Source organism: Mycobacterium shunyiense (genome assembly GCF_058270035.1).
In genome coordinates this window covers 25,469-46,236 of the sequence record NZ_JBZDPT010000010.1, presented here as the reverse complement: position 1 = coordinate 46,236, position 20,768 = coordinate 25,469, and the positions used below count along the sequence as shown (strand labels likewise).

Here is a 20,768-nt window from a genome sequence, read left to right as displayed (position 1 = left end):
ATGCACCAATTTGGTTAACGATTTCGCGGCAAAATGTATAGCTGAGCTTGGTATATGCCTTGTTCAGCGCACCTCAGCGAATTCGGTGGCGACGCTACCCCGCACCCGACACGCTCAGCGCCCAGAACGCCAGCAGGTTGAGGGCCACCAGGCCTAGCAACGAGATTGCGAACGCGCGTCCCCACCAGCGTCTGGGTGCCGCGAACGGCAAAACCAGTGCCCAGAAGAGGCTCACGGGCACCGCAAGCAGAACGCCGAAAACGATGCCGTAGCCGTGCGGATCAGTGGCCGGGTTCGTGTCGAAGGCCGAACTCAGCACTCCGTAGACGACCAACGCCCAGAACGCGACGGCGCAACCGCCGATGACCGCTGCGAAGCACCGGACGGTCAGCACGACTTGGGATTGCTGACCCCCGGGCGGGGGCGGCGGAAGGTAGGTCTGGGGCGCGTACATCTGGGGTCCGTACCGGTCGACCCACTCGTGCGGGTATTCCTCTGGCGGTGTCTCCTCCACAGCAACCCCCCGGGTTTGGCGTCCTCACCAGGATAAAGGCGCAACGGTGGGGCGGCAGGCAGCGATTTGTGCCGTCAGACTGCCACCGGCACCGACTGTCCGGCCAACGGTTGGTACACCGCGTATTGGAACAGGACGTCGAGGATCACCTTGGCCACGCCGTCCCACGGCGTCGCCTGCACCGGTTCGGTCGAGGGGAAGGGCAGCACCACCGCGGTGGCGGTGCCCGACGGGGTGGGGATCTCGATGCTTTCCTGCGGCGCACCGTGAACGCCGTTGTCGGTGCCGTCGTACATGTCGTTGATCCAGCCGGCCGAAATCACCTTGACCGCATCCACATTCTGCGGCTGCGAGAAGCCGGCGATCAGGTACTCGGCGAATTGCAGGATCGGGTTGGCGCCCTGCAGTCCGTCGATGTGGCGCCCGCCGACCAGCATCACGCCGTTGAACTTTCCGGGCCGGGCGGTCTGCAGTTCGTCACCCACGGTGCCGTCGAGATTCCATACGTAACGCTCGGATGAAATGAGCAGCATCGGACGGTAATTGGTGCCCTTCAGCCGATCCAGGGCCTCGGGCATGTCGCCGTGGGTGTCCACGGCGTCGAGCAGGACCACCCCGGCCAGGTCGTCGACCGCGCCGTTGTCGACCATGCGTCCGGCGGCACCGGTGACCAGCATTCCGCCCAGGGAGTGGCCGACCAGGACGAACTCGGACGGCAGCGTGACAGGGTGGCCGGCCGCGGCGCTGGCGCTCGCGGTCAGTTCGGGCCGGTCATCGGCGAACAGGTCTGCCACGGACTGCTGCATCGGTTCGCCGCCGATCCATTCTGCGTTCGGGTCGAACAGGTTTGACGAGAGCGTGGGCACGACGACGATGCTGTTGGTTTCCTCCGCCAGGTAGGCCGCGGTGTAGCTGTACATCGGGCCGGTGGCCATGAATCCGTGCTGTAGGTAGATGACGCCGGTGGCGGATTCCGGGTCTTCGGGGAAGTACCAGTCAGCGCAGACGGTCTGGTTGGTGCCCGGCATGTCCAACGTCGAGGAGCGGACGGTGACATTGCTGCCCGGCGGGAGTACCGGCGGGCCCGAGAACACCTGCAGCGCAGCGCCGACCACGTTGAACACCAGCGAGCCGACGATGTTGACCAGCGGCGGCGCGGGCCGCGACGCGGTGACCGGGGTGGCCATGGCGGCGACGGGCTTGACGATCTGGCGGTCTTGGGCCGCAACCGGGTTCGTGACCCGATCGGCGATATCCGCGAGCAGGGCACGGCTCTGGGTCGTGACGCGGTCGACGACTGTGCCGACGGCTTCGACGGGCGGCGCCTTCGCATCGGCCGGTCGGGTGATGGCTTCGACCGCGTCGGCGATGTCGGGCACCTTGCCGGCCATGACGGTGCCGACGGCAACGGACTCGGCGCGCTTCGCCACCTCACGCTGAGTCGTCGCTTTGGGGCGTGGAAGCGATTGTGTAGTCCGCAGGTTCGGCTTCCGGTCGGCAAGATCGCTCAGCGCGGTGCGCGCGCGATCGGTGAGGTCATCGATCAGGCCGCGCGCCTCGGGACGTGTCGTCGCAACCCTCGGCGCGGAGAGTTTCGGGCGCTTCTCCGTGCGCGGACCGCGCGGGGAATCCGGGCCGCGCTGCTTCTTCGCCGGTCCAGAGTCATTGGCGGACTGCGTGGTTGACTTCTCCCGGCCGGGATCGGCGTGGGCCGTCACGGTCGTTCCCGCGATAAGCCCCATCCACAGGGCGACCAGCAGCACGCCCCATCCGATCACCGCGACTGTATGAAGTGTCCGCCCCCGTGTGGTCACGCAGGCACGCTAACCGCCGTCGTCGACCCTTCGCAGGAAAATACACAAATCAGTGCAATCGTTCCTTTAATGGCCGCGTCCGGCATACTGAAACCGTTGCCTTTTGGTGAGTGAATGTGAGTGCTCGTACATCAGGCAGCCTCGCCTTGTGGCGAGGCGGTCCCCGTCTGATCCACCGGTTGGTGGTGCGGGGTTGACGCTTCATCGCCTGCTGCCTGACCCGCTGGCGCGGGTTCGGACTCACGCATGGCTCCACGTCCGGCCACCGGGCCACTCCCGGCAGAACCCTGTTCACCCGCATGAGCGGGTTCGCCGAGTCGGGCGAGGTTGATCGCGGCATTGAGATCACGATCGATGCTCACACCGCACCCGTCACACTCGAAAACCCGGTCGGCCAGGGTGAGGTTTGACTTTCGCCTCCCACACGCCGAACACGTCTTCGACGACGGATAAAACCGATCGGCAGCCACCAACTCACTGCCATACCACCGACACTTGTAATCCAACATGCGCCGAACGTGCGCTAGGGCGGCATCAGCCAACGCCCGATTCAGGCCCCGTTTGCGGGTCCCACCTTTGGCGCGCATGCCGGCAGTATTCAATGTCTCGACAACGACCACTTGATGTTGTTGAGCCAGGGTGGTGGTGGCCTTGTGCAGCACATCGCGGCGCACCGCAGCCGCGTGTGCATGCGCCGCACCGATCCGGGCCTGGGTGGCCCGCCACCGCTTCGACGGCTGCCTCATCGACCGGCTCGTCGGGTCGTATGGACCGATCTGGCGGGCGGCGCGGCGCTGCAGCCTCCGCAACCGACGCTGCGCCGCGGTCAGGGATTTGGGTGCCGCGACCCGGGCGACCTCAACACCATCGGGGGTGGCCACCACCAACAAACCGTCGGCTCTCACCCCGACATCCACACCCACCACCGGATGCCGTGAACGCCGCGCATGGGCGGGCCGGGCCTTAGCCGTCACCACCGTCTGAAATGAGCAGTACCACCGCCCGCAACTGTCCTGATTGACGGTGGCCGACAAGATCCGCGCCGTACCGGCCTCGATCCTGCGGGCCAGTTTGCGGGTCGATTCGTGGGTGCCGATCGTGCCGACCCGAGGCAGGGTCACGTGGTGGCGATCGGGTTCGACCCGGATCGTGCCGGTGGTGAACCGTACCGAGCGTCGCGCCCGTGCCGTTTTGAAGCGGACAAACCCAATTGGTTTCCCGGCGCGTAGTCCGCGGCGGGATGTCGACCAGGCGTCCAAGCCGCGGGCCAGGCTGTCGAGACCGGTGTTGTAGGCCTCCTTGGAGTTCTCGGCCCACCACGGAGCACACCAGGTCTTGCGCTGGTTCCATATCTTGCGCAGCGCCGGCAGCGTCCAACCCAATGCCGGGGTCAACTCCTGCTCGGCGATGCCGTAACTGCGTTCGGCGGCACGCTGATCCATCACCGCCTTGACCAACGCCAGCATGTGATTGTGGGCGAACCGGGCCGCCCCGGCATGCGACGCCAGCCTGCGTGCTTGCCCCGGTGTGGGAGCCAACGCAAACCGATACGCCTGCACGGTCGAACCATCCGGAACGTCGAACCTCGCCACGACTGTCAACCCACTTCGCCGCAGTGAGCGCTCATCTCGTGCGCAAGCACATCCCGGCCAACGAGGTGGGGCCTAAGATCATGATGGTGCACCACCACACCGTCGCATACGGCTCCGACATCGAACATCGACAACGTTCCGCATCGGCGATTGCCATGCCACCCCGCCGGTAGGCTACCTGCGGATCGAAACATGCCCGCCTACTTGGGCAAGCGCACCCATCAACAGAAGTAGGGTCCGCTCACATTCGCCCACAGAAATGCCAACCGTCCCCAACCCCAAACGCCGCCGACCAGGACAGTCGATTGTCAGCACCAGAACGCCGCCCCCGGGGCCGACCTGTAGGCGGCGGCAATACCGCCGAGCAGGCGCGCGAGGTGTTGATGGACGCCGCCGAACACCTTTTCGTCACCCGCGGATACCGGGCATCGACGATGGAGGTCATCGCCCACGAGGCCGGATACTCACGCACGGCGATCTACCGCCAGTTCACCAACCGCGACGAGCTGATCGCCGCCATGGTGCAGCGCACCACCCAGCGGCACATGGCGTCGATCATTCCCCGGATACCCGAGGATGCCGGGCCCATCTATCTGTTGGTCGAGAGTCTGGTTATCGTTGCGACCGAGTTGGTGTCGGACCCCCTGCTCAACACGATCGCCGACCAGACCCCCGAGGGCACGATCGCCTCGTTGATCGCCACCGATTCCGAACTGACCGATCTGGTGACGACCACCATCAAGGCCATGATCGCCGAGGACGCCGATCAGTTCCGCGCCGGTCTGGACCCACACGACCTGGCACAGTTCATCATCGCGACCGCCCTCGGCTTCCTGGTGAAGACCGTGCCCGACATCACCGATCCCGACACGGCGCGACGCTACATCGAGACCTTCGTCCTGCCGGCGATCGTGAAGAAACCACCGCCGCCACAGCAGGTGTTCCCCGCCGGATCGGGATAACCGTCACTTCGCCCGCAGTTCGATAAGTTCGGCCGGGGTTCTTGCGATGAGCGCGGTCCCGACCTGTTCCACGACGCCGCGCCCGCCGGGTACCGGCATCCGCCACATATGTTGGCAGGTGGACAAATCGGTGGCGACAATGTCATCGCCCGACCCGAAATAGAGCGTACTGAGGACGATCCGGCCATCGGACCCGACAAAGTGGGTGAAATCGACCTGGCAGCGGCTGCCGGGTCTACCGGAATCCAAACTCCACTGCTGCCAGGTCTCGTCCTCCCCGCCGTCCTCGCCCTGCCGCACATACAGGTCGCCGTCGATCACCCGGAACCTGGCATTGCGGTAATCGACTGCGGCGCCGGGAAACTCGATGACCTGTCGCCCGTCGCGGGAGTACACCCGGACCACCGACCGGTCGAGAACGATCGGGACGGTGGTGGCGTCCAGCAGGTTGTACCCCGTGAGCTCCTGCTGGGCCAGCAGTTCGCCGGACGCGTTGTAGAACAGCACCCCGGCCACGTCTTGCGCTTCGTATTGATAGGCGAATCCACCGGGGTAGACGGCCGCCCGTCGCAGCGTCGTGCCCGGCGGGGGTGTCGGGGTTCGCTCGGTGCCGTCGATCACCGAGAACACCCGGTAGGTCGGATCTTCCGGCGTCGGGATCTGCGTCGCGAGGGTCAGCGGCGCGTCGTCGGCCGCGGAGAGCTCGGGTACAGCGAGCTGTCCGCTGCCCGGGACGAACCACGTGCGCTCACCCGTGGCACCGATTCCGTAGACACCCGTGCCCTGCACGGTGGCCACCAGCCGGGTCTGCCCCAGCGGGTTTCCGATCGCTTCGGCGACCGGTTCGGTGCCGTAGCCCTGGATGTGCAGGTCGGTTTCGCCGGTGTGGGTGACCTGCCCCCGCGCCAGGTCGAGTACCCATACCCGGCGCGGTTGGCCGTGGGTGGTGTCCGCGTCGGTCAGGCACACCGCGGTGTGCTCGCCGTTCAGATGACAGTTTCCGTCGAACCGTACGTGCAGGCCCTCCAACAGGATGGGGTCGAACAGCCTTGTGCCGGTGCGCAGATCGATGCCGTAGACCCAGCCGCGGTACCCGTCCCCGCAGGACAGATCGCAGTCGGCAAGGAAGTAGGCCCGATCGCCGGAGCTGCCGAACGGCTTGCCGACCGGAATCTCGTCGGGCAGCCCGATGTCCGCCGCACTCACCCGCCAGCCCTTCGCCGGCTGGTTCTGCAGCGAGAAACCGATCAGCTGCGGCGTGGGCGCGGGTTCCTCAGGCCCTGCCCGTCGCACCCACCACACCGCCGCGGTCACCGCCACCACGACCACGACGGCGGCAGCCAGCGCAACGACCCAGCCCCGGCGCATCGCTAGAAGACCCAACTGCCCGACGGCTGCACGACGAAGCCGTGGTTGACGATCGGGTCGATGCAGGCGACCCCGTCATCGGTCACCGCGCAGGTGGTGTTGACGGCGGTGAGCTTGTGGCCGGGGGCCAGCCTCGGATATCCGGACGGCGGCGGACAGGCCCCGCGGCCGCGGCCGAAGGACGAACCGATGCCGTCGCACGACCCTTCCATCTCGCTCTGCGGCGCCTCGGCGGGCAGGCCGTCGATGGTGCCGCTGCACCCCGGGACTACGTGGTCGTTGTGGTCTGGGCGGTAGTCCCACGTGCACGTCAGGGTCGGCGTGGTGAAACCGATCCTGGAGGCCTTGAGTCCGTGCTGGACATAGGGCGCCGGATCGACCGCGGTGAACGCGCCGAGATCAGGGAAGCCGGGCGGGAGGGCGGCGGCGGTCGGTGCCGTCGCACCCGCCAGGACGATGGCTGCCCAGAAGGCCGGCACCACGAATGCACGACGCACGGTCCAATGCTAAGGGCCGTCCGCGGGCCTGTTTCGCGGCAAAAGTCAGTGCAGCGCGCTGCCCTTGACCCACTCGGCCCACGGCACCGTCCAGTCGCCGTTGTTGGTCGCCTTGAGCGGGTCGCCACCGGTGTTGCGGATCTCGACGATGTCGCCGGGCACCGAGAAGTTGTAGAACCACTCGGCGTTCTCGCCGTTGAGGTTGAGGCAGCCGTGGCTGGTGTTTTCTTTCCCCTGCGCCCATACCGTCGCGTTGAGCTGGTGCAGATAGATGCCGTCGATGCTGATGCGGGTGGCCCACGGGATCGTCGTCTTGTAGCCGAGCCGCGAATTGACGGGCAGGCCGTAGGTCGAGGAGTCCATGATCACCGGGTTGGCCTTGTCCATGACGGTGTAGATGCCGCGCGGGGTCCAGAAGCTCATCGTCGTGCCACCGATGGTCTCGGTGCCACCCATGCCCATCGAGGTCGGCATGGTGCGCACCAGCTTGCCGTTGTCATAGACCCGAACCTGCTTGTCGGTGTCGTCGGCGACGGTGACGTGCGAGGCGCCGATGGTGAAGGAGACCTTCTCGTCCTGCGCGCCGTAGAGGTCGTCGCCGAGCTTGGCGCCGTAGATGCCGGCGTCGACGGTGACCTTGGTGCCCGGGGCGTAGTACTTCTCCGGACGCCAGTGTGCGGTCTGGTCGTCGATCCAGTTCCACGAGCCGACGGCCTTGGGCTCGGTGATGACCTTCATCCGGTTCTCGGCGGTGGCCTTGTCGGTGACCGGTTCGTCGAAGCGCGCGACGATCACCATGCCGACGCCGTAGGTGGCACCGTCTTGCAATGGGGCGTAGTTGGTGCCGTTGAGGTAGACGCGGGCCTGGTAGCCGGGGGTCACGGTGGAGAACGTGGTGGTTTTACGGGTCGGCATGCCGCCGGGGCCGCGCGCGTCGACCTTGAGGGTGTAGGTGCGGCCGTAGCCGAGCGTGGTGGTGGGCTTCCACGTCCTGGCGTCGGGGGTGAGGACGCCGGGGATCTCCTTGCCGGCGTCGTTGAGCATCGTCACGCGCGCCACGGTGCCGGTGTCGGCGGTGACCATGACCCGGGCCAGCGGGTCGACCTCGGCGTCGGGCTTGGGGACGATGGTCAACCGGGCCGGCTCGGTGGGTGAGGGCTGCGGCGCACCTTGGGGTGCGGCCGCCAACGTCTGGCAGTGCTCGGCGCAGTCCGGCAGGGCCGAAACAACGACACCACCCGACACGGCCAACACAGCAAGTGCGACCGCCAGGTAGGCACGACGAACAGACGTCAACTTCACTCCAATGTGGTTCGGCGAGGGCCTGATTGATCAGGGCGTGATCAGTGTCTCAATGGTAGCCGGGCCCGCTTCAGCGCGAGCACAAGGCCCAGGGGACGTGGGCGAGTCGTGACGGTGTCGTTGCGTCAGCCGACGCCACGCTCGAGGTACTCCATCGCCGCGGCGGGTTCCTCGGCGACGAACACCAGCTCGTCCAGCGGCACGGGCAGGAACCCGTCCTGCTCCATCCGGCGCAACTGGATCATCAGGCCGTCGTAGAAGCCGGCGGTGTTCAGCAGCACCACGGGCTTGTCGTGGCGGCGGTGCTTGCGCAGTTCCAGGATCTCGGTGGCCTCGTCGAGGGTGCCGAGCCCACCGGCCATCACCACCAGCGCGTCGGAGCGCTCCAGCAGCATTGCCTTGCGTTCGGAGAGATCCGCGGTGATCACCATCTCGTCGGCGCCCGGCCTGGCCTGCTGGCGCAGGAACTCGACCGAGATTCCGACCAACCGGCCGCCGCCGTCCTGCACTCCGTCGGCCACGACCTTCATCAAACCCTTGTCGGACCCGCCCCACACCAGCGTGTGGCCGCCCTTGCCGAGCAGTTCGGCGAAGGTGCGCGCCGGTTCGGTGTAGCGCTCATCGAGGTCGGCGGCGGACAGAAATACACAAATGTTCACGTCGTGGATGACTTTCGATCTCGATCCTGGGTCTAGTTGACAATACTCAGGAATAAGCGGGTGGCGTCGTGTGCTGCCTTTGGTATGACCATCGTGACAGCCGCAGCCGTGCAGATCAGTCCCGTGCTCTACAGCCGGGAGGGCACGGTGCAGAAGGTGGTCGACAAGATCGCTGACCTCGGGCGCCGAGGGGTGCAGTTCGCCACGTTCCCCGAGACGATCTTGCCGTACTACCCGTACTTCTCGTTCCTGCAACGACCGTTCGAAATGGGTGCCGAGCAGCTGCGGCTGCTCGACCAGGCGGTGACGATCCCGTCGGCGGCGACCCATGCCATCGCCGATGCGGCCGCGGAAGCGTCCGTGGTGGTGTCGATCGGCGTCAACGAGCGCGACGGTGGCACGCTGTACAACACGCAGTTGCTCTTCGATGCCGACGGCACGCTGCTGCAGCGCCGGCGCAAGATCGCGCCCACCTATCACGAGCGAATGGTCTGGGGCCGTGGTGACGGTTCAGGCCTGCGGGCCGTCGACAGCGCCGTCGGACGCATCGGGCAGTTGGCCTGTTGGGAGCATTACAACCCGCTGGCTCGCTATGCGTTGATCGCTGACGGTGAGCAGATTCATTCGGCCATGTACCCCGGCTCGTTCGGTGGTCCGCTGTTCGCCGAGCAGACCGAAATCAGCATCCGCAACCACGCGCTCGAATCGGGCAGCTTCGTGGTCAACGCCACCGGGTGGCTCGATGCCGATCAGCAGGCGCAGATCATGGCCGATACCGGCGCGCCGATCGGCCCGATCTCCGGCGGATCATTCACCGCGATCGTGTCGCCGCTCGGCGAATTGCTCGGTGAGCCTCTGCGTTCCGGCGAGGGTGACGTGATCGCCGACCTCGACTTCAGTCTGATCGACCAACGCAAAGCGAAGATGGACGCCCGCGGGCACTACAGCCGCCCGGAACTGCTCAGTCTTGTCATCGACCGCAGCCCGACCGCGCATCTGCACGAACGGGTCGAGACGGCTGGTGATCAGCATGTCTGACCGGCAGGAGATCCCCTTTCACGGTGTGCGGTTGCGCTACGAGAGCGCCAAGAGTTTCGACGCGCTCGTCGCCGCTCTCCTCGCCGACGTCGGCAGCACCCCGGTGCCGATCGATGACGTCGCAGCGCGGCACGAAAGCTGGGAAACCTACGAACGGGCCGTGCAGTCGCTCGTCGGCCCGAGCGGGTTCATGTTGTTCGCGACGTGGAATCACGGGGGCTGGATCAGCAAGGCGGGGATCGACCGGCAGGTGCTGCGGGTGGTGATCGGCAATCCTCGGATCGCGATCACAATGCTGCGCCACGATCTGACCGCCGGCCTGTTCGCCCCGGTGGAGCTGCTGCTCACGTCGGAAGCAAACGGACGCAGCGCTCTGACCTATGTGGCGCCATCCTCACTGATGGTGATCGACGACAGTCCGGACCTGCTGGCCGCCGCGACGGTGCTCGACGACAAGCTGGCCGCCCTCGCGAGAACGGTGACGGCCGACAGCCTGTAGCGCCCAGACCCCCGGGGAACGGCCCAGAACGGTGCAGCCATCAACGCGCCCGATTACGGGTTTGCCCCCAAACCCCCATACCATCGCTAGTCGAGATGACCGAAAAAGCCCTCGAAGACGCCCCGGCGACCCCGCCCTCCAACACCGCCCAAGCTGCCAAGATCGCGGCCGAGGCCGCCCGTCGCCGCACCTTCGCGGTCATCAGCCACCCCGACGCCGGTAAGTCCACGCTCACCGAGGCGCTGGCGCTGCACGCCCGGGTGATCACCGAGGCCGGCGCGATCCACGGCAAGGCGGGCCGACGCTCCACGGTGTCCGACTGGATGGACATGGAGAAAGCCCGCGGCATCTCGATCACCTCGACGGCGCTGCAGTTCCCGTACCGCGACTGCGTCATCAACCTGCTCGACACCCCCGGGCACGCCGACTTCTCCGAGGACACCTACCGCGTGCTCACGGCCGTGGACTGTGCGGTGATGCTCATCGACGCCGCGAAGGGCCTCGAGCCGCAGACGCTGAAGCTGTTCCAGGTGTGTAAGCACCGGGGCATCCCGATCATCACGGTGATCAACAAGTGGGACCGCCCGGGCCGCCATGCGCTGGAGTTGATGGACGAGATCCACGAGCGGATCGGGCTGCGCACCACTCCCCTGACCTGGCCGGTGGGCATCGCCGGTGATTTCAAGGGTGTGATGGACCGTCGGGCGGAGAAGTTCATCCGGTTCACCCGCACCGCGGGTGGCGCCACCGCCGCCCCCGAGGAGCACATCGCCGCCGCCGACGCCCACGCCGCGGCCGGCGATGACTGGGACACCGCGGTCGAAGAGTCCGAGCTGTTGTCGATGGACGGCTCCGACTACGACCGGGAGACGTTCCTTTCCGGCGAGTCCTCCCCGGTGCTGTTCACCTCGGCCGCGTTGAACTTCGGCGTGAACCAGTTGCTCGACGTGCTGGTGGAGTTGGCCCCGGCGCCCAGCGGGTCGGTCGATGTCGACGGTGTGCGGCGGGCGGTCGATTCGCCGTTCAGCGCGTTCGTGTTCAAGGTGCAGGCCGGCATGGACAGCTCGCACCGCGATCGCATCGCATATGCGCGGGTGGTCTCGGGGACGTTCGAACGCGGCGACGTGCTCACCCATGCCGCCACCGGCAAGCCGTTCGTCACCAAGTACGCGCAGTCGGTGTTCGGCCAGCAGCGCTCGACGCTCGACGACGCCTGGCCCGGCGATGTGATCGGGTTGGCCAACGCCGCGGCGCTGCGCCCCGGCGACACCCTGTACCGCGACATCCCGGTGGTCTACCCGCCGATCCCGAGCTTCTCCCCCGAGCACTTCGCGGTCGCTCGCGGCACCGACCCGAGCAAGCACAAGCAGTTCCGCAAGGGCATCGAGCAGCTCGAGCAGGAAGGCGTCGTGCAGATCCTGCGTTCGGACAAGCGCGGCGACCAGGCGCCGGTGTTCGCCGCAGTCGGACCGATGCAGTTCGAGGTGGCCGCCCACCGGATGGCCACCGAACTCAGCGCGCCGATCGCACTGGAGAACCTGCCCTATCAGGTCGCGCGAGTTGTCTCCCCCGAAGACGCCGACTTCGTGAACCGTCAGGTGTCAGCCGAGGTGTTGACCCGCAGCGACGGGGTCATGCTCGTGCTGTTCTCGACGCCCTGGCGGCTGGAGGGTTTCCAGCGCGACAACCCCGACATCAAGCTGGGGTCGTTGGTCGCCGCTGAGGGGTAGTGCGAGACCGGCCGTCAGGTTTACCCTCGCCTGATATGGCTGGGGCGAAGACTCGGGATCTCGTTGTCGTCATCGCGCTCAAAGACTGGACCTGCACCTCATGCGGCGGAACTGGCGACATTCTGTCCATGGAGGACGCGGGCCCGGTTTGCCTGGTGTGCGCCGACCTCGGGCATCTTGAGTTCCTTCCCGCCGGTGATGCCGCGCTGACGCGGCGAGCAACGAAGGCAAGCGACCTGCACGCGGTGGTAGTGCGTTGGAGCAGATCGCGCAAACACTATGAGCGGCAAGGGATCTTAGCCGAACCCGAGGCGATCGAACTCGCTGAACAAGAGTGCCTGTCCGACGCCGAGGTCCGCGCCCGCCGACGGGAACGTGACCGGGTGCGGCGCAGCGACGAAGACTTGCGATTCCAGGCTGATTTCGCCGCGGCGATTCTCGACCAGTTTCCGCGCTGTCCAGCCCGCCGCGCCGACATCGTCGCCCGCCACGCGGCTGTCCGTGGCAGTGGGCGGGTCGGGCGCAGCGCTGCCGGGCGTGCGCTCGACCCCGATGCCGTACGCCTCGCAGTCACGGCGTCCGTACGTCATGAGGACACCGACTACGACGAACTGCTCATGTCCGGTGTTGACCGGCGTACAGCTCGGGATCGGGTGTACGACGCCGTGGACGCGGTGCTCGACAGTTGGCGGTGACAGCCGGCGGTACTAAACGTCAGCCCCACCAGAACGAGGCGGCGATGATGCAGTACAACGCGATCAGCGCCGCGCCTTCCAGCCACGTCGACTCCCCGTCGAAGGCGATGATCGCCGCCAGCACGACGGCGACCAGCAGCGCGACGATCAGCATCGGACCGAACACCAGGGTCAGTGAGGCGAGCCCGAAGATCTGGCTCACCAACACGAGCACCGGCGCCAACACGAGGGCGATCTGAATCGGGCTGTTGAGGATGATCGAGAAGGCGTACTCGGACTGGTTTTTGGCGGCGAGTTGCACACCGACGACGTTCTCCACCGCATTGCCTGCGATCGCCACGATCACCAGACCGGCGAATGCCTGCGAGATGTGGAGCGAGTCCATCGCAGGTTCCAGCGCGGCGACAAACCAATCGGAGACGAACGCGGCCAACCCGCCCGCGATGGCGAGCATGCCGATCGCCAACCCGACCGGCCAGCGCGGCTGTTCTTTGTGCGGCTGGGGCACCGGCTCGCTGGTCTTGTCCGCGCTGGTCTTGTTCTTGTCGCGGCTCAGCGAATACGGCAGCGACAATCCGAACAGCACCAGCAGGACGACCGACACGATCATCGAGAAAGACACTTCGTGCTCGGAGGCCGGCGCGTGTACCTCGTGGGCGATCGACGGAATCGCCATGGCCGTCACCGACAGCACCATCAGCACGAGGATGGTCCGGACCTGGGCGGAGCCGAGCTTCTGCGGCCCGTGTTTCAGTCCACCGACCAGGAACGCCAGGCCCAATACCAGCAGCAGGTTGGCGAGGATGGAACCGACGAGCGCGGCCCGCACCACATCGACCAGTCCGGCCTTGAGCGCGAAGATGCAGATGAACAACTCCGGCAGATTGCCGAGCGCGGACTGCAGCACCCCGGTCGCCCCGGGGCCGAACCGGTCACCGAGTTGGTCGACGGCCAGCCCGACCAGCGAGGCCAATACCGTGACGGCCAGTGCACTGACGACAAAACCGACCAGGTGCGGCCAGCCACCGTAATGGGACAGCCCGGCCACCACACAGATGGCCAGGCCACCGAAGATCAACAGCTTGTCGGATCGGATGAAGACCGCCGTCATGCGCGTCATCTTGTCACCTCGACCCGCTCACCGGCGGGAACCGGAACTATCCTGTCAACGCCTCCGCCGCCGGGCCGAGATCGAGGAACACCGTCTCGCCGTTGGCGTCGTCGAGCCCGTCGTTGTCGGTGACCACGTACAGGTTCTGGTTGCCGGCGATCGCGAAACCCTCGACCTTCTCCTGCACATAACCGTTGGTGGCCTGCAGATCCGGCACCAGATTGCGGGCCAACGTCTTCGGCAGAACATCCGGCTTGTCGGCAGCGGAGGTCACGCCCGGGCCGTCGGGAATCGTCACGCGGTACAGCACTTTGAGCCGTGCGTCGGGTCCGTTGAGTTTGTCGCGCTCAAGGATCAGCAATTCACCGTTGTGGACGGCGATTTCGGAGACCCCGATCCAGTCGTCCTTGGTGTCGGTGGACTCCAACTGGTAGCCGAACCATTCCCACTTGTCCCCTGCCGGCGTGTAGCGGCCGATGCGGGCCACGCCCGACGGGTCGGACTTGAGCTCACGTTGCAGCGCCACCCAGACGGCGTCTCCATCGACAGCGACTCCTTCGAAGCCCTGACTACCCAGCTGGGCGGCAATGTCTTTGGGCAGCGGCACCCGCTTCTCGATCCGGCCGTCGGCGGCGACGTAGACCAGCTGGTTACCGGGGCCGTCTTCGCCTTCGACCGCCAGCACGAAACCGCCGTCCGGGCGGGCGGATACGCCCTCGGTGTCGAGGGTGACCGGCTTGCCGTCCTCGGTGATGGGCAGTTGGGTGTCGATCAGCGCGGGCTTCTGTGCTACGTCCAGGCCGAGGATGCGGGCCGGGCCGTAGGCGCTGTCGGTGGCGGTGTAGAGCCGGTTGCCGTCTTGCGGGTCGGCCGACAGTGCTCCGAGAGCACCCCAGCCGATCGGCTTGCCGTCGATGTCGCCGGACACAATGGAGGGAAAGTCCGGTTTGCCTGCGGCTTTGAAAGCGTCGCCGTAGCCGTAGAGGTTGACCGAGGCTCGCACGTGGGCCTCGGCATCGTCGGCCTCTGAGGAGATGGCCAGCAGGTTCCGCGACGGGATCGGCAGCACCCCTTCGGGGCCGGGCGTGGTCGGCAGGATCTGCCGGAACCTCGGAGCGGCCGGTTCACTGACGTCGTAGACGGCGACGAAGTTGCTGCGCTCCGATGCGATCAGCGCGGTGCGGCGACCACCGATGGTGGTGATGGCCAGGCCTTCCGGCTCGGGGCCTTTGGCCTCGGCGCGCCCTTCGATGTGCAGGCCGGTGCGCACCGCGAGTTGTTCGAAGGAGTTGCCGGCGTCCCACACCACCTTGCCGGTGTTGGCGTCGAAGATCGTCCAGCCGCGGGTGCCGCCCTTCCAGTCGCCTTCGTTGGCGGTGGCGAAGTAGTCGTCGCCGATCCAGCCGATGGCGTCGGGCTCCCGCGGGGTGTCTTTGATCGAACCGGTCTGATCGATCGTGTCGTCTTCTTTGGTGTCGATGCCGTCGACGGATTGGCTTCCGGCGCTGAAGATCTTGGTGACCGTGCCGGTGTGGCCGTCGAGGACGGCGATGCCGTTGTTCTCCTGCAGCGTCACCGCGACCTGGCCGCGGGTGTTGATGCTGACGTATTCGGGTTCGAGGTCTTCGGGGGTGTCCAGACCGGCTTTCCGCGCCGCGTCGACATCGAAATCCACCTTGCGGGGCGTCCAGCTGTTCGGCGGGCCCGTGAGGTCGATCAATTGCACGAATCCGGTCGGCGGCTGGGGCAGGTCGCCTTCCTCCTTGCCCGGCGGGGTGAACTCCTCGTTGCGCTGGTTCTCCATGGCGATCGCGGCGAACGTGCCGTCGGGGCTGATGGCGATCGAGTCGGGCTGACCGCCCAGGTCGATGCTGTGCACGCGGGTGCGGTCGGCGGTCCGGACGATGTCGACGCGGCCGGAGGGGTGCGCGAAGTCGCCACCGGTGGTGTCGACGACGACGAGGACGCGATCTTTCACGGCCGCCACCGACGTCGGCTGGTCATCATTATGGCCCAGCTCGGTGAGGGAAAGTGTGCCTTTACCAACGGGTTTGGCGGGATCTGTGATGTCGAGGAAGCCGATGCGCTTGCCGGCCGCGTCGGTGTAGATGACCGTGTTGCCGTCGGGGGTGACGGTGGAGATCTCGGCGACGGTCTCCTTCTCGGCCGGATCCTCAGCAGGTTTGTTGAGGTACACCGGATACGTGGCGGTGCGGTGGTAGCGGTCCGAGTCGGGCAGGTTCCAGTCGATCGGCGAGGTCGCCTTCGTGGTGCTCGATTCTGGCTTGCGGTCCTCGGTGGTGCAGCCCGCCAGGATCAGCGCTGCCGCCGTCGTCATTGCTGCGGCCCGTCTCGCCGTTGTCATTCGTCACCCTCTTCAGTTGTGCCGGTGCGTCGCACGAGCCTGCCTCGCACAGGTGACTGACAGGGATTGCACAGATGAACGGAGAGCGACGCGTGGCTACAGCGGCGCCGAGAGCGGGCCGAGCACCTGGCACTGCGGTGCGATCTCCGCGATGCCCATCCACCCGCCGCATGCCCGGCCGGTGGACACGTAGGTCGCTCCGGGCCGGTAGGGCGTGCGCACGTGCGCCGGTTGAGCTCCCCTGCCCTGGTTGCATTGGATGGGTGAAGCGTTGTCCTGACGTTGCACGCAGGCGACGCTGAAGCGCGGATCAGCCGGCGCTCCGCACGCGTCCGGCGATACGGTCACGCTGACCATGTCGGCGCCGTCGACATGAACGACAGCGGGCGGCGACAGCGTGAAGGAGCATGGCGGCGCCGGATCGGCGTGGGCGGGTGTCGCGATAGCGCCCGCGATCACGATTCCTGACAACAACACCAAACTGGCCCGAGCCATGTGCCGATCATAGTTCCGCTGTCGGGTCTTTCAGAAGGACTCGGCGGGAATCAACGATGCGACCACGCCGCACAGGTACTCAACCTCGGCGCTGGACGGTTGCATCTCGAAGGCATGCACGTGGCAGGCGACGCTGAGGCGGTTCCACGCGAGCGCCGCCCGGTCGGCGGCCTCGGCGGTGTCCAGGGACTTGAGCACGACGAGCTTGCTGCGCGAATTCGCCCAGGGCGCGTCCGCCTTGAGGGCTGCGCATCGCTGATCGATGATCGTTTCCAGGGCCTGACGGGCCAGGAACGCCGCCACCCGGGACGACAGCCCCTCTGCCGAGCCCGGAGCCTGCAGAACACGTTGCGCCTGGCCGAGCAGGTCCATGGCACTCATCGGACTCATCGCAGCGCCAGCACGTCGAGCACCGTTTTCTCGAGATCCCGGGCATCGTGGATGGAGACCGGTTTCGCGTCGCCGTGCGCGCCGGCGTTGCAGATCCGCAGTGCCCGTTTGCGTTCCGGCTTGAGCCATTGCGTCAGATCGACCTGCGGGTCGCCGTGGATCGCCAGCGCCAGCCGGTTCGAGGTCTTCTTGGCCGACGCCCATTTGTCCTCGGATTCGGTGAGTGCGCGGCCGGCCAGTGCCTGCTTGGCATAGAAGGTCTGCTTGGCAGCGGATTCCAACGCCATCCGGAACAGTGCCGGCGCGGCCCGGCCTTTGATGTCCTCGGGCATCTTGGCGTCTTTGATCAGCGCGAAGATGTCGTCGACCTGACGCAGCGCTGGATTCACGTTGTCACGCACGGTGACTCGCGATCCCGTCTCACGGACCACTTCGACGAGCCGGGCGTCGACCCCGGTTTCCCGGATAACCGAGGCCAGCCGGTCGTCGTGGGAGAAGACGATGACCTGATGGGTCTTGGCGATCTCGCAGAGCACCTGGACGAATCCGTCGATCTTCGACGGGTCCATAGCCTGGATGGGGTCATCGAGGACCACGAAGCGGAACGGACTCTTCGCTGAGGTCGCGCGCGGCAGGAACAACGCCAGTGCCAGCGCGTGCAGTTCGCCCTGGCTCATCACCGAGAGCGCCTTGGTGGGCTTGCCGTCCACGGCGCCTTCGAGCACCACCTTGCGTCGGGTGGACGTCCCTTCCAGGGAGATCTCGACGAGGTCGACGTTGCTTTCCTGGCGGAGCTGGTGCCAGATGTCGCGGGCTTGGGCCGCAATGGGTTTGAGCCGCAGATTGCGGAAGGCAGCAGCATGCTCGTTGACCCACTTCTTGGCCTTGGAAACGGCGTTGAGCTCGTCGTCCACCGCCCGGGCCTGCTCTTCTAGCCCAACCCAGCCACCCAGCTGGGCCGCCAGTGGCGCCCATGCGGTCTCGCGTCGCGCGAGTTCGTCGGCTGCTTCGGCGCGCAGCGATTCGGCGGTGGCGATCACCTCGGTCAGCGTCGACTCGGCGTGTGCCGCGAGCGCGTCGTCCCCGACCGGGATCTTCCGTGCCGCGGCCACCGCATCGTTGTAGCCCGCGAGGGCTGCGAGTTCGACGCCGGGCACTGCGGCCGCCGAGGTCAGTCCCTGGATCAGGTTGGTGAGATTCGCCCGAGCGATTTTGAGTTGTTGTGCCGTGGCACGGTATTCGTCCAGCAGTTCTTCGCTCTGCGCGATGCTGTGCTGCGCAGCCGTGGCCCACTCCGCGTCGAGGCGCCCCTGCGCGCACACCGGGCAGTCGGCGTCACCGCCCTGTTCGTGAAAACGCAGCGCGGTGCGCAACAGGTCGACACGCTGACTGGTGAGGTCGATCGCGGCGGTCGCGGAGTCGGCCGCAGCCTTGGCGGCGGTGCGTAGTTGCCGCGTCACCTCCTCGATGCTCTCGATGGTCGGCGTCTCCAGCTGGGCCACGGCCCGCAGGGCAGGCATCACGTCGGTGTGGGCCTCGCCCCCTCCGGTGGCCAGAGCGCGGACATCATCAAGGGGCACACGGTGTTTGCGCAGGAGTTTGGCGGCGCGCTCGGCGCGTTCATCGGACTGCCCGGCCAACGCAGCCTGCACGCGCCTACGTTCGGCGTCGGCGGTGTCACTGGCGGTCCTGATCGCCTTGAGGTGTGCGGCCAGCAGCTTCTCGGTGTCGGCGAGCGCGTCGAGCCCCAGCAGTTTGGCCAGCGCGTCGTACAACGCCGACGGCCCGCCGTCGAACAGTCGACCGAGTTCCTCGTAGGACAGCAGCGGTCGGTGCAGTTCGAGGGCCCGCGTCCAGCCCAGGGCTGCGGTGCCGTCGACCCGCTTACTCCCGCCGGCCTGTGTCCAGGTGGTGCAGTTGTCCAGCTTCGCGCCCTGGCCCCAGTCGACCCCGACGGTGAACGGACCGGCCGCCTCGCGGGTGAACCCGACCTGGATCTGGCACGGGTCGGGGTGGTGGAGGTTCTGCCAGGCCTCGGCCCACAGGCTCTCCTTCTTGTTCCAGCGGTAGCTCGTGCCGGTGAGCGTGAGTTCCAGCGCCTCGGCGAAGCTGGATTTTCCGGAACCGTTGCGGCCACTGACCACCATCAGACCCGGAGCCGGGAACAGGTCCAGCCGCGCCGACGGGCCGACACCGCGGAATCCGGAGACCGCGATCGAGCTGAGAAATGTTGGCGCCGGGCTGGTTTCCGCGGCGTCGTCGGTGCCGCCGGACACCTCCGCCAGGGCGCTCAGCACGACGTCCTTAGCCCCGTCGGACAGCGCGTCGTCGGCTCCGAGGAGTTCCAAGATGACGTCGTGGACGGACTGTTCGGCACCTGCGGCGGGCCCACCCTCTTGCGGCATGCAACGATTTAACAGCCTTCATCCGACAAATTTGTCGGGATCGTCAGTTGGGGTCGTATCACGTGCCGGCGACGCTAAAACTCAACAGTGCAGCGACGATCTCACCCAGCTCACCATCCTGGGTCGCCACCTCGTTCATCAGAATCTCTGCCCTATCGATGTCGAAATCGGGTGCGAGTTCAATCCCGTTGATGTGCAAGAACGTCCACGCCGACGCCCAGGCCGTGCGCTCGTTCTCCTCCACCAGAGCATGATTGCGGGTCAAGGACTGCAACACCGCCGCAGCCTTCTCCCACACCTGCGGATACGCGTCCACTCCGTACAGAGTCGCCCGCGGCCGCGCGACGGCCGCGTCGAGCAGGCCATAGTCACGCACCTGCAGTTCACCGCCGAACGCGATTGACCCAGCGGTCAGTACGTCATCGCGGTCGAGATACTCGATCACGCCAAACGTCGGTTGAGTTCGGCCGAACGCTGGGCCACGACCCGCGCCGCCTCAGCCACTCTGCGCTTGTGCATGCTGGCGCGCTCAATGACGGCCGCGTGCGCGAACTTCTTCAACGACAGGTCGTCGGCTCGGGCCGCGGCCCGAATCTGCTCCATTTCGGCGTCGTCGAAGTCCAGGTTCAATGAAGGCATGAGATGAGGGTAATCCTGTTGGTACCAAATCAGGTACCAATTTGGCGAAACCCTCACCCAACAGCGAGGATGCCGCAGATCCTTACTCCGGCGGCGGCGGGTAGCGACCGTGCACTCCGCGCGGGTCGCCCTCCTGGTACAGCTGGTCCTCGTAGTCGGCGCGGTCGGCGAGCATGTCGCGTCGGAACTGCTCGGTGCGCTGCTGCCCCTCGCGTTGCTGGGCGGACTTGAGTGCCCAGACGCCGACGCCGGCCACCACCCCGACCACTGCCAAAACTCCGATCAGCCAAGGGTGTTCGGCGATCACGCCGAGTACGAACAGCCCGCCCAGCACGGATACCACCACCAGCGCGGGCCGACGGTTGGCGCTCTGGACCGAGGCGCCGGGGCCGGCCACTGCCACCGAGGACGACGAACCTCCGCTGAACAGGGCGACGAGGATCCAGATCGGCAACCACGCCCCGCAGCTCAGCAGCGTCAGCACGAGGTGCAGACCGTGGTTGGCCCCGCCGCCGTTCGCGACGGCCACGGCAACGGCCGGCGCGGCGGGTACCGGCGCCGGGACCGGCGGAGGGGTGGGCACAAAGTGCTGGGTCCAACGACGGCCGTCGTGGTAGCGCTGACCGGGTTGCCCCTCGGGATCCGGATACCAACCGGGGTTTGTGTGGGTTGCCATTGGTCATTCCTCTCGTC

Annotated in this window: 19 protein-coding genes and 1 pseudogene; 5 read left to right on the top strand and 15 right to left on the bottom strand. The window is 66.6% G+C overall.

Annotated features, from left to right (window positions below; translation table 11 throughout):
- Positions 1-94: 94 nt before the first annotated feature.
- From AC4ELS_RS08560 to tnpB, 3 genes are all read right to left on the bottom strand, one after another.
- Complete coding sequence (locus AC4ELS_RS08560; protein ID WP_499046781.1) at positions 95-514, bottom strand: hypothetical protein; 420 nt, start codon at positions 512-514, stop codon at positions 95-97.
- A gap of 74 nt (positions 515-588) precedes the next feature.
- Complete coding sequence (locus tag AC4ELS_RS08555) at positions 589-2,328, bottom strand: alpha/beta fold hydrolase (protein ID WP_499046779.1); 1,740 nt, start codon at positions 2,326-2,328, stop codon at positions 589-591.
- A 131-nt stretch (positions 2,329-2,459) separates the two neighbouring features.
- Entirely contained in the window at positions 2,460-3,920 is a 1,461-nt protein-coding gene (tnpB, locus tag AC4ELS_RS08550) for an IS607 family element RNA-guided endonuclease TnpB (protein WP_499046777.1), read from the bottom strand.
- 305 nt (positions 3,921-4,225) lie between these two features.
- Between tnpB and AC4ELS_RS08545 the strand changes: the two genes are divergently transcribed.
- On the top strand, positions 4,226-4,882 hold the full coding sequence (locus tag AC4ELS_RS08545) for a TetR/AcrR family transcriptional regulator (protein WP_499046775.1): 657 nt from the start codon (positions 4,226-4,228) through the stop codon (positions 4,880-4,882).
- A gap of 3 nt (positions 4,883-4,885) precedes the next feature.
- Here the strand turns inward: AC4ELS_RS08545 and AC4ELS_RS08540 are convergent, their stop codons facing one another.
- From AC4ELS_RS08540 to AC4ELS_RS08525, 4 genes are all read right to left on the bottom strand, one after another.
- Positions 4,886-6,250, bottom strand: a complete 1,365-nt coding sequence (locus tag AC4ELS_RS08540; protein ID WP_499046773.1) for a 9-bladed beta-propeller domain-containing protein — start codon at positions 6,248-6,250, stop codon at positions 4,886-4,888.
- A 2-nt stretch (positions 6,251-6,252) separates the two neighbouring features.
- Positions 6,253-6,747, bottom strand: coding sequence for a hypothetical protein (locus AC4ELS_RS08535; protein ID WP_499046771.1), 495 nt, complete (start codon positions 6,745-6,747; stop codon positions 6,253-6,255).
- Positions 6,748-6,792: 45 nt separating this feature from the next.
- Positions 6,793-8,049 (bottom strand): L,D-transpeptidase, encoded by a 1,257-nt coding sequence (locus AC4ELS_RS08530; RefSeq protein WP_064886363.1) that lies wholly within the window; start codon positions 8,047-8,049, stop codon positions 6,793-6,795.
- 125 nt (positions 8,050-8,174) lie between these two features.
- Positions 8,175-8,708, bottom strand: coding sequence for an LOG family protein (locus AC4ELS_RS08525; RefSeq protein ID WP_498885629.1), 534 nt, complete (start codon positions 8,706-8,708; stop codon positions 8,175-8,177).
- Between the two features lie 84 nt (positions 8,709-8,792).
- Between AC4ELS_RS08525 and AC4ELS_RS08520 the strand changes: the two genes are divergently transcribed.
- The 4 genes and pseudogenes from AC4ELS_RS08520 to AC4ELS_RS08505 all read left to right on the top strand — a co-directional run.
- Positions 8,793-9,746, top strand: a complete 954-nt coding sequence (locus AC4ELS_RS08520; protein ID WP_498885631.1) for a nitrilase-related carbon-nitrogen hydrolase — start codon at positions 8,793-8,795, stop codon at positions 9,744-9,746.
- Positions 9,739-10,245 carry a DUF302 domain-containing protein gene (locus tag AC4ELS_RS08515; RefSeq protein ID WP_498885633.1) on the top strand — a complete coding sequence of 169 codons (507 nt, stop codon included), beginning with the start codon at positions 9,739-9,741 and terminating at the stop codon, positions 10,243-10,245. The genes AC4ELS_RS08520 and AC4ELS_RS08515 overlap by 8 nt, the downstream gene beginning before the upstream one ends.
- A gap of 95 nt (positions 10,246-10,340) precedes the next feature.
- The gene (locus AC4ELS_RS08510; RefSeq protein ID WP_491837774.1) at positions 10,341-11,975 is read left to right on the top strand and encodes a peptide chain release factor 3; all 1,635 of its coding nucleotides are present in this window, start codon (positions 10,341-10,343) and stop codon (positions 11,973-11,975) included.
- A 56-nt stretch (positions 11,976-12,031) separates the two neighbouring features.
- Positions 12,032-12,670 (top strand): annotated as a pseudogene (locus AC4ELS_RS08505) (DUF2293 domain-containing protein); the annotation flags it as partial.
- A gap of 19 nt (positions 12,671-12,689) precedes the next feature.
- Here the strand turns inward: AC4ELS_RS08505 and cax are convergent.
- From cax to AC4ELS_RS08465, 8 genes are all read right to left on the bottom strand, one after another.
- Entirely contained in the window at positions 12,690-13,790 is a 1,101-nt protein-coding gene (gene cax, locus AC4ELS_RS08500; RefSeq protein ID WP_498885635.1) for a calcium/proton exchanger, read from the bottom strand.
- Between the two features lie 37 nt (positions 13,791-13,827).
- Entirely contained in the window at positions 13,828-16,146 is a 2,319-nt protein-coding gene (locus AC4ELS_RS08495; RefSeq protein WP_499046769.1) for an esterase-like activity of phytase family protein, read from the bottom strand.
- A gap of 96 nt (positions 16,147-16,242) precedes the next feature.
- A complete protein-coding gene (locus AC4ELS_RS08490; RefSeq protein WP_498885639.1) occupies positions 16,243-16,641 on the bottom strand; it encodes a hypothetical protein in 399 nt (132 codons plus the stop codon).
- Between the two features lie 30 nt (positions 16,642-16,671).
- Complete coding sequence (locus AC4ELS_RS08485; RefSeq protein WP_499046767.1) at positions 16,672-17,022, bottom strand: hypothetical protein; 351 nt, start codon at positions 17,020-17,022, stop codon at positions 16,672-16,674.
- Between the two features lie 5 nt (positions 17,023-17,027).
- Positions 17,028-19,436, bottom strand: coding sequence for an AAA family ATPase (locus AC4ELS_RS08480; protein ID WP_499046765.1), 2,409 nt, complete (start codon positions 19,434-19,436; stop codon positions 17,028-17,030).
- A 58-nt stretch (positions 19,437-19,494) separates the two neighbouring features.
- Entirely contained in the window at positions 19,495-19,881 is a 387-nt protein-coding gene (locus AC4ELS_RS08475) for a type II toxin-antitoxin system death-on-curing family toxin (RefSeq protein WP_499046763.1), read from the bottom strand.
- Positions 19,878-20,075 (bottom strand): antitoxin Phd, encoded by a 198-nt coding sequence (locus AC4ELS_RS08470; RefSeq protein WP_163664361.1) that lies wholly within the window; start codon positions 20,073-20,075, stop codon positions 19,878-19,880. The genes AC4ELS_RS08475 and AC4ELS_RS08470 overlap by 4 nt, the downstream gene beginning before the upstream one ends.
- Positions 20,076-20,157: 82 nt before the next feature.
- Positions 20,158-20,751, bottom strand: coding sequence for a DUF2510 domain-containing protein (locus AC4ELS_RS08465; protein WP_498885650.1), 594 nt, complete (start codon positions 20,749-20,751; stop codon positions 20,158-20,160).
- Positions 20,752-20,768 lie beyond the last annotated feature (17 nt).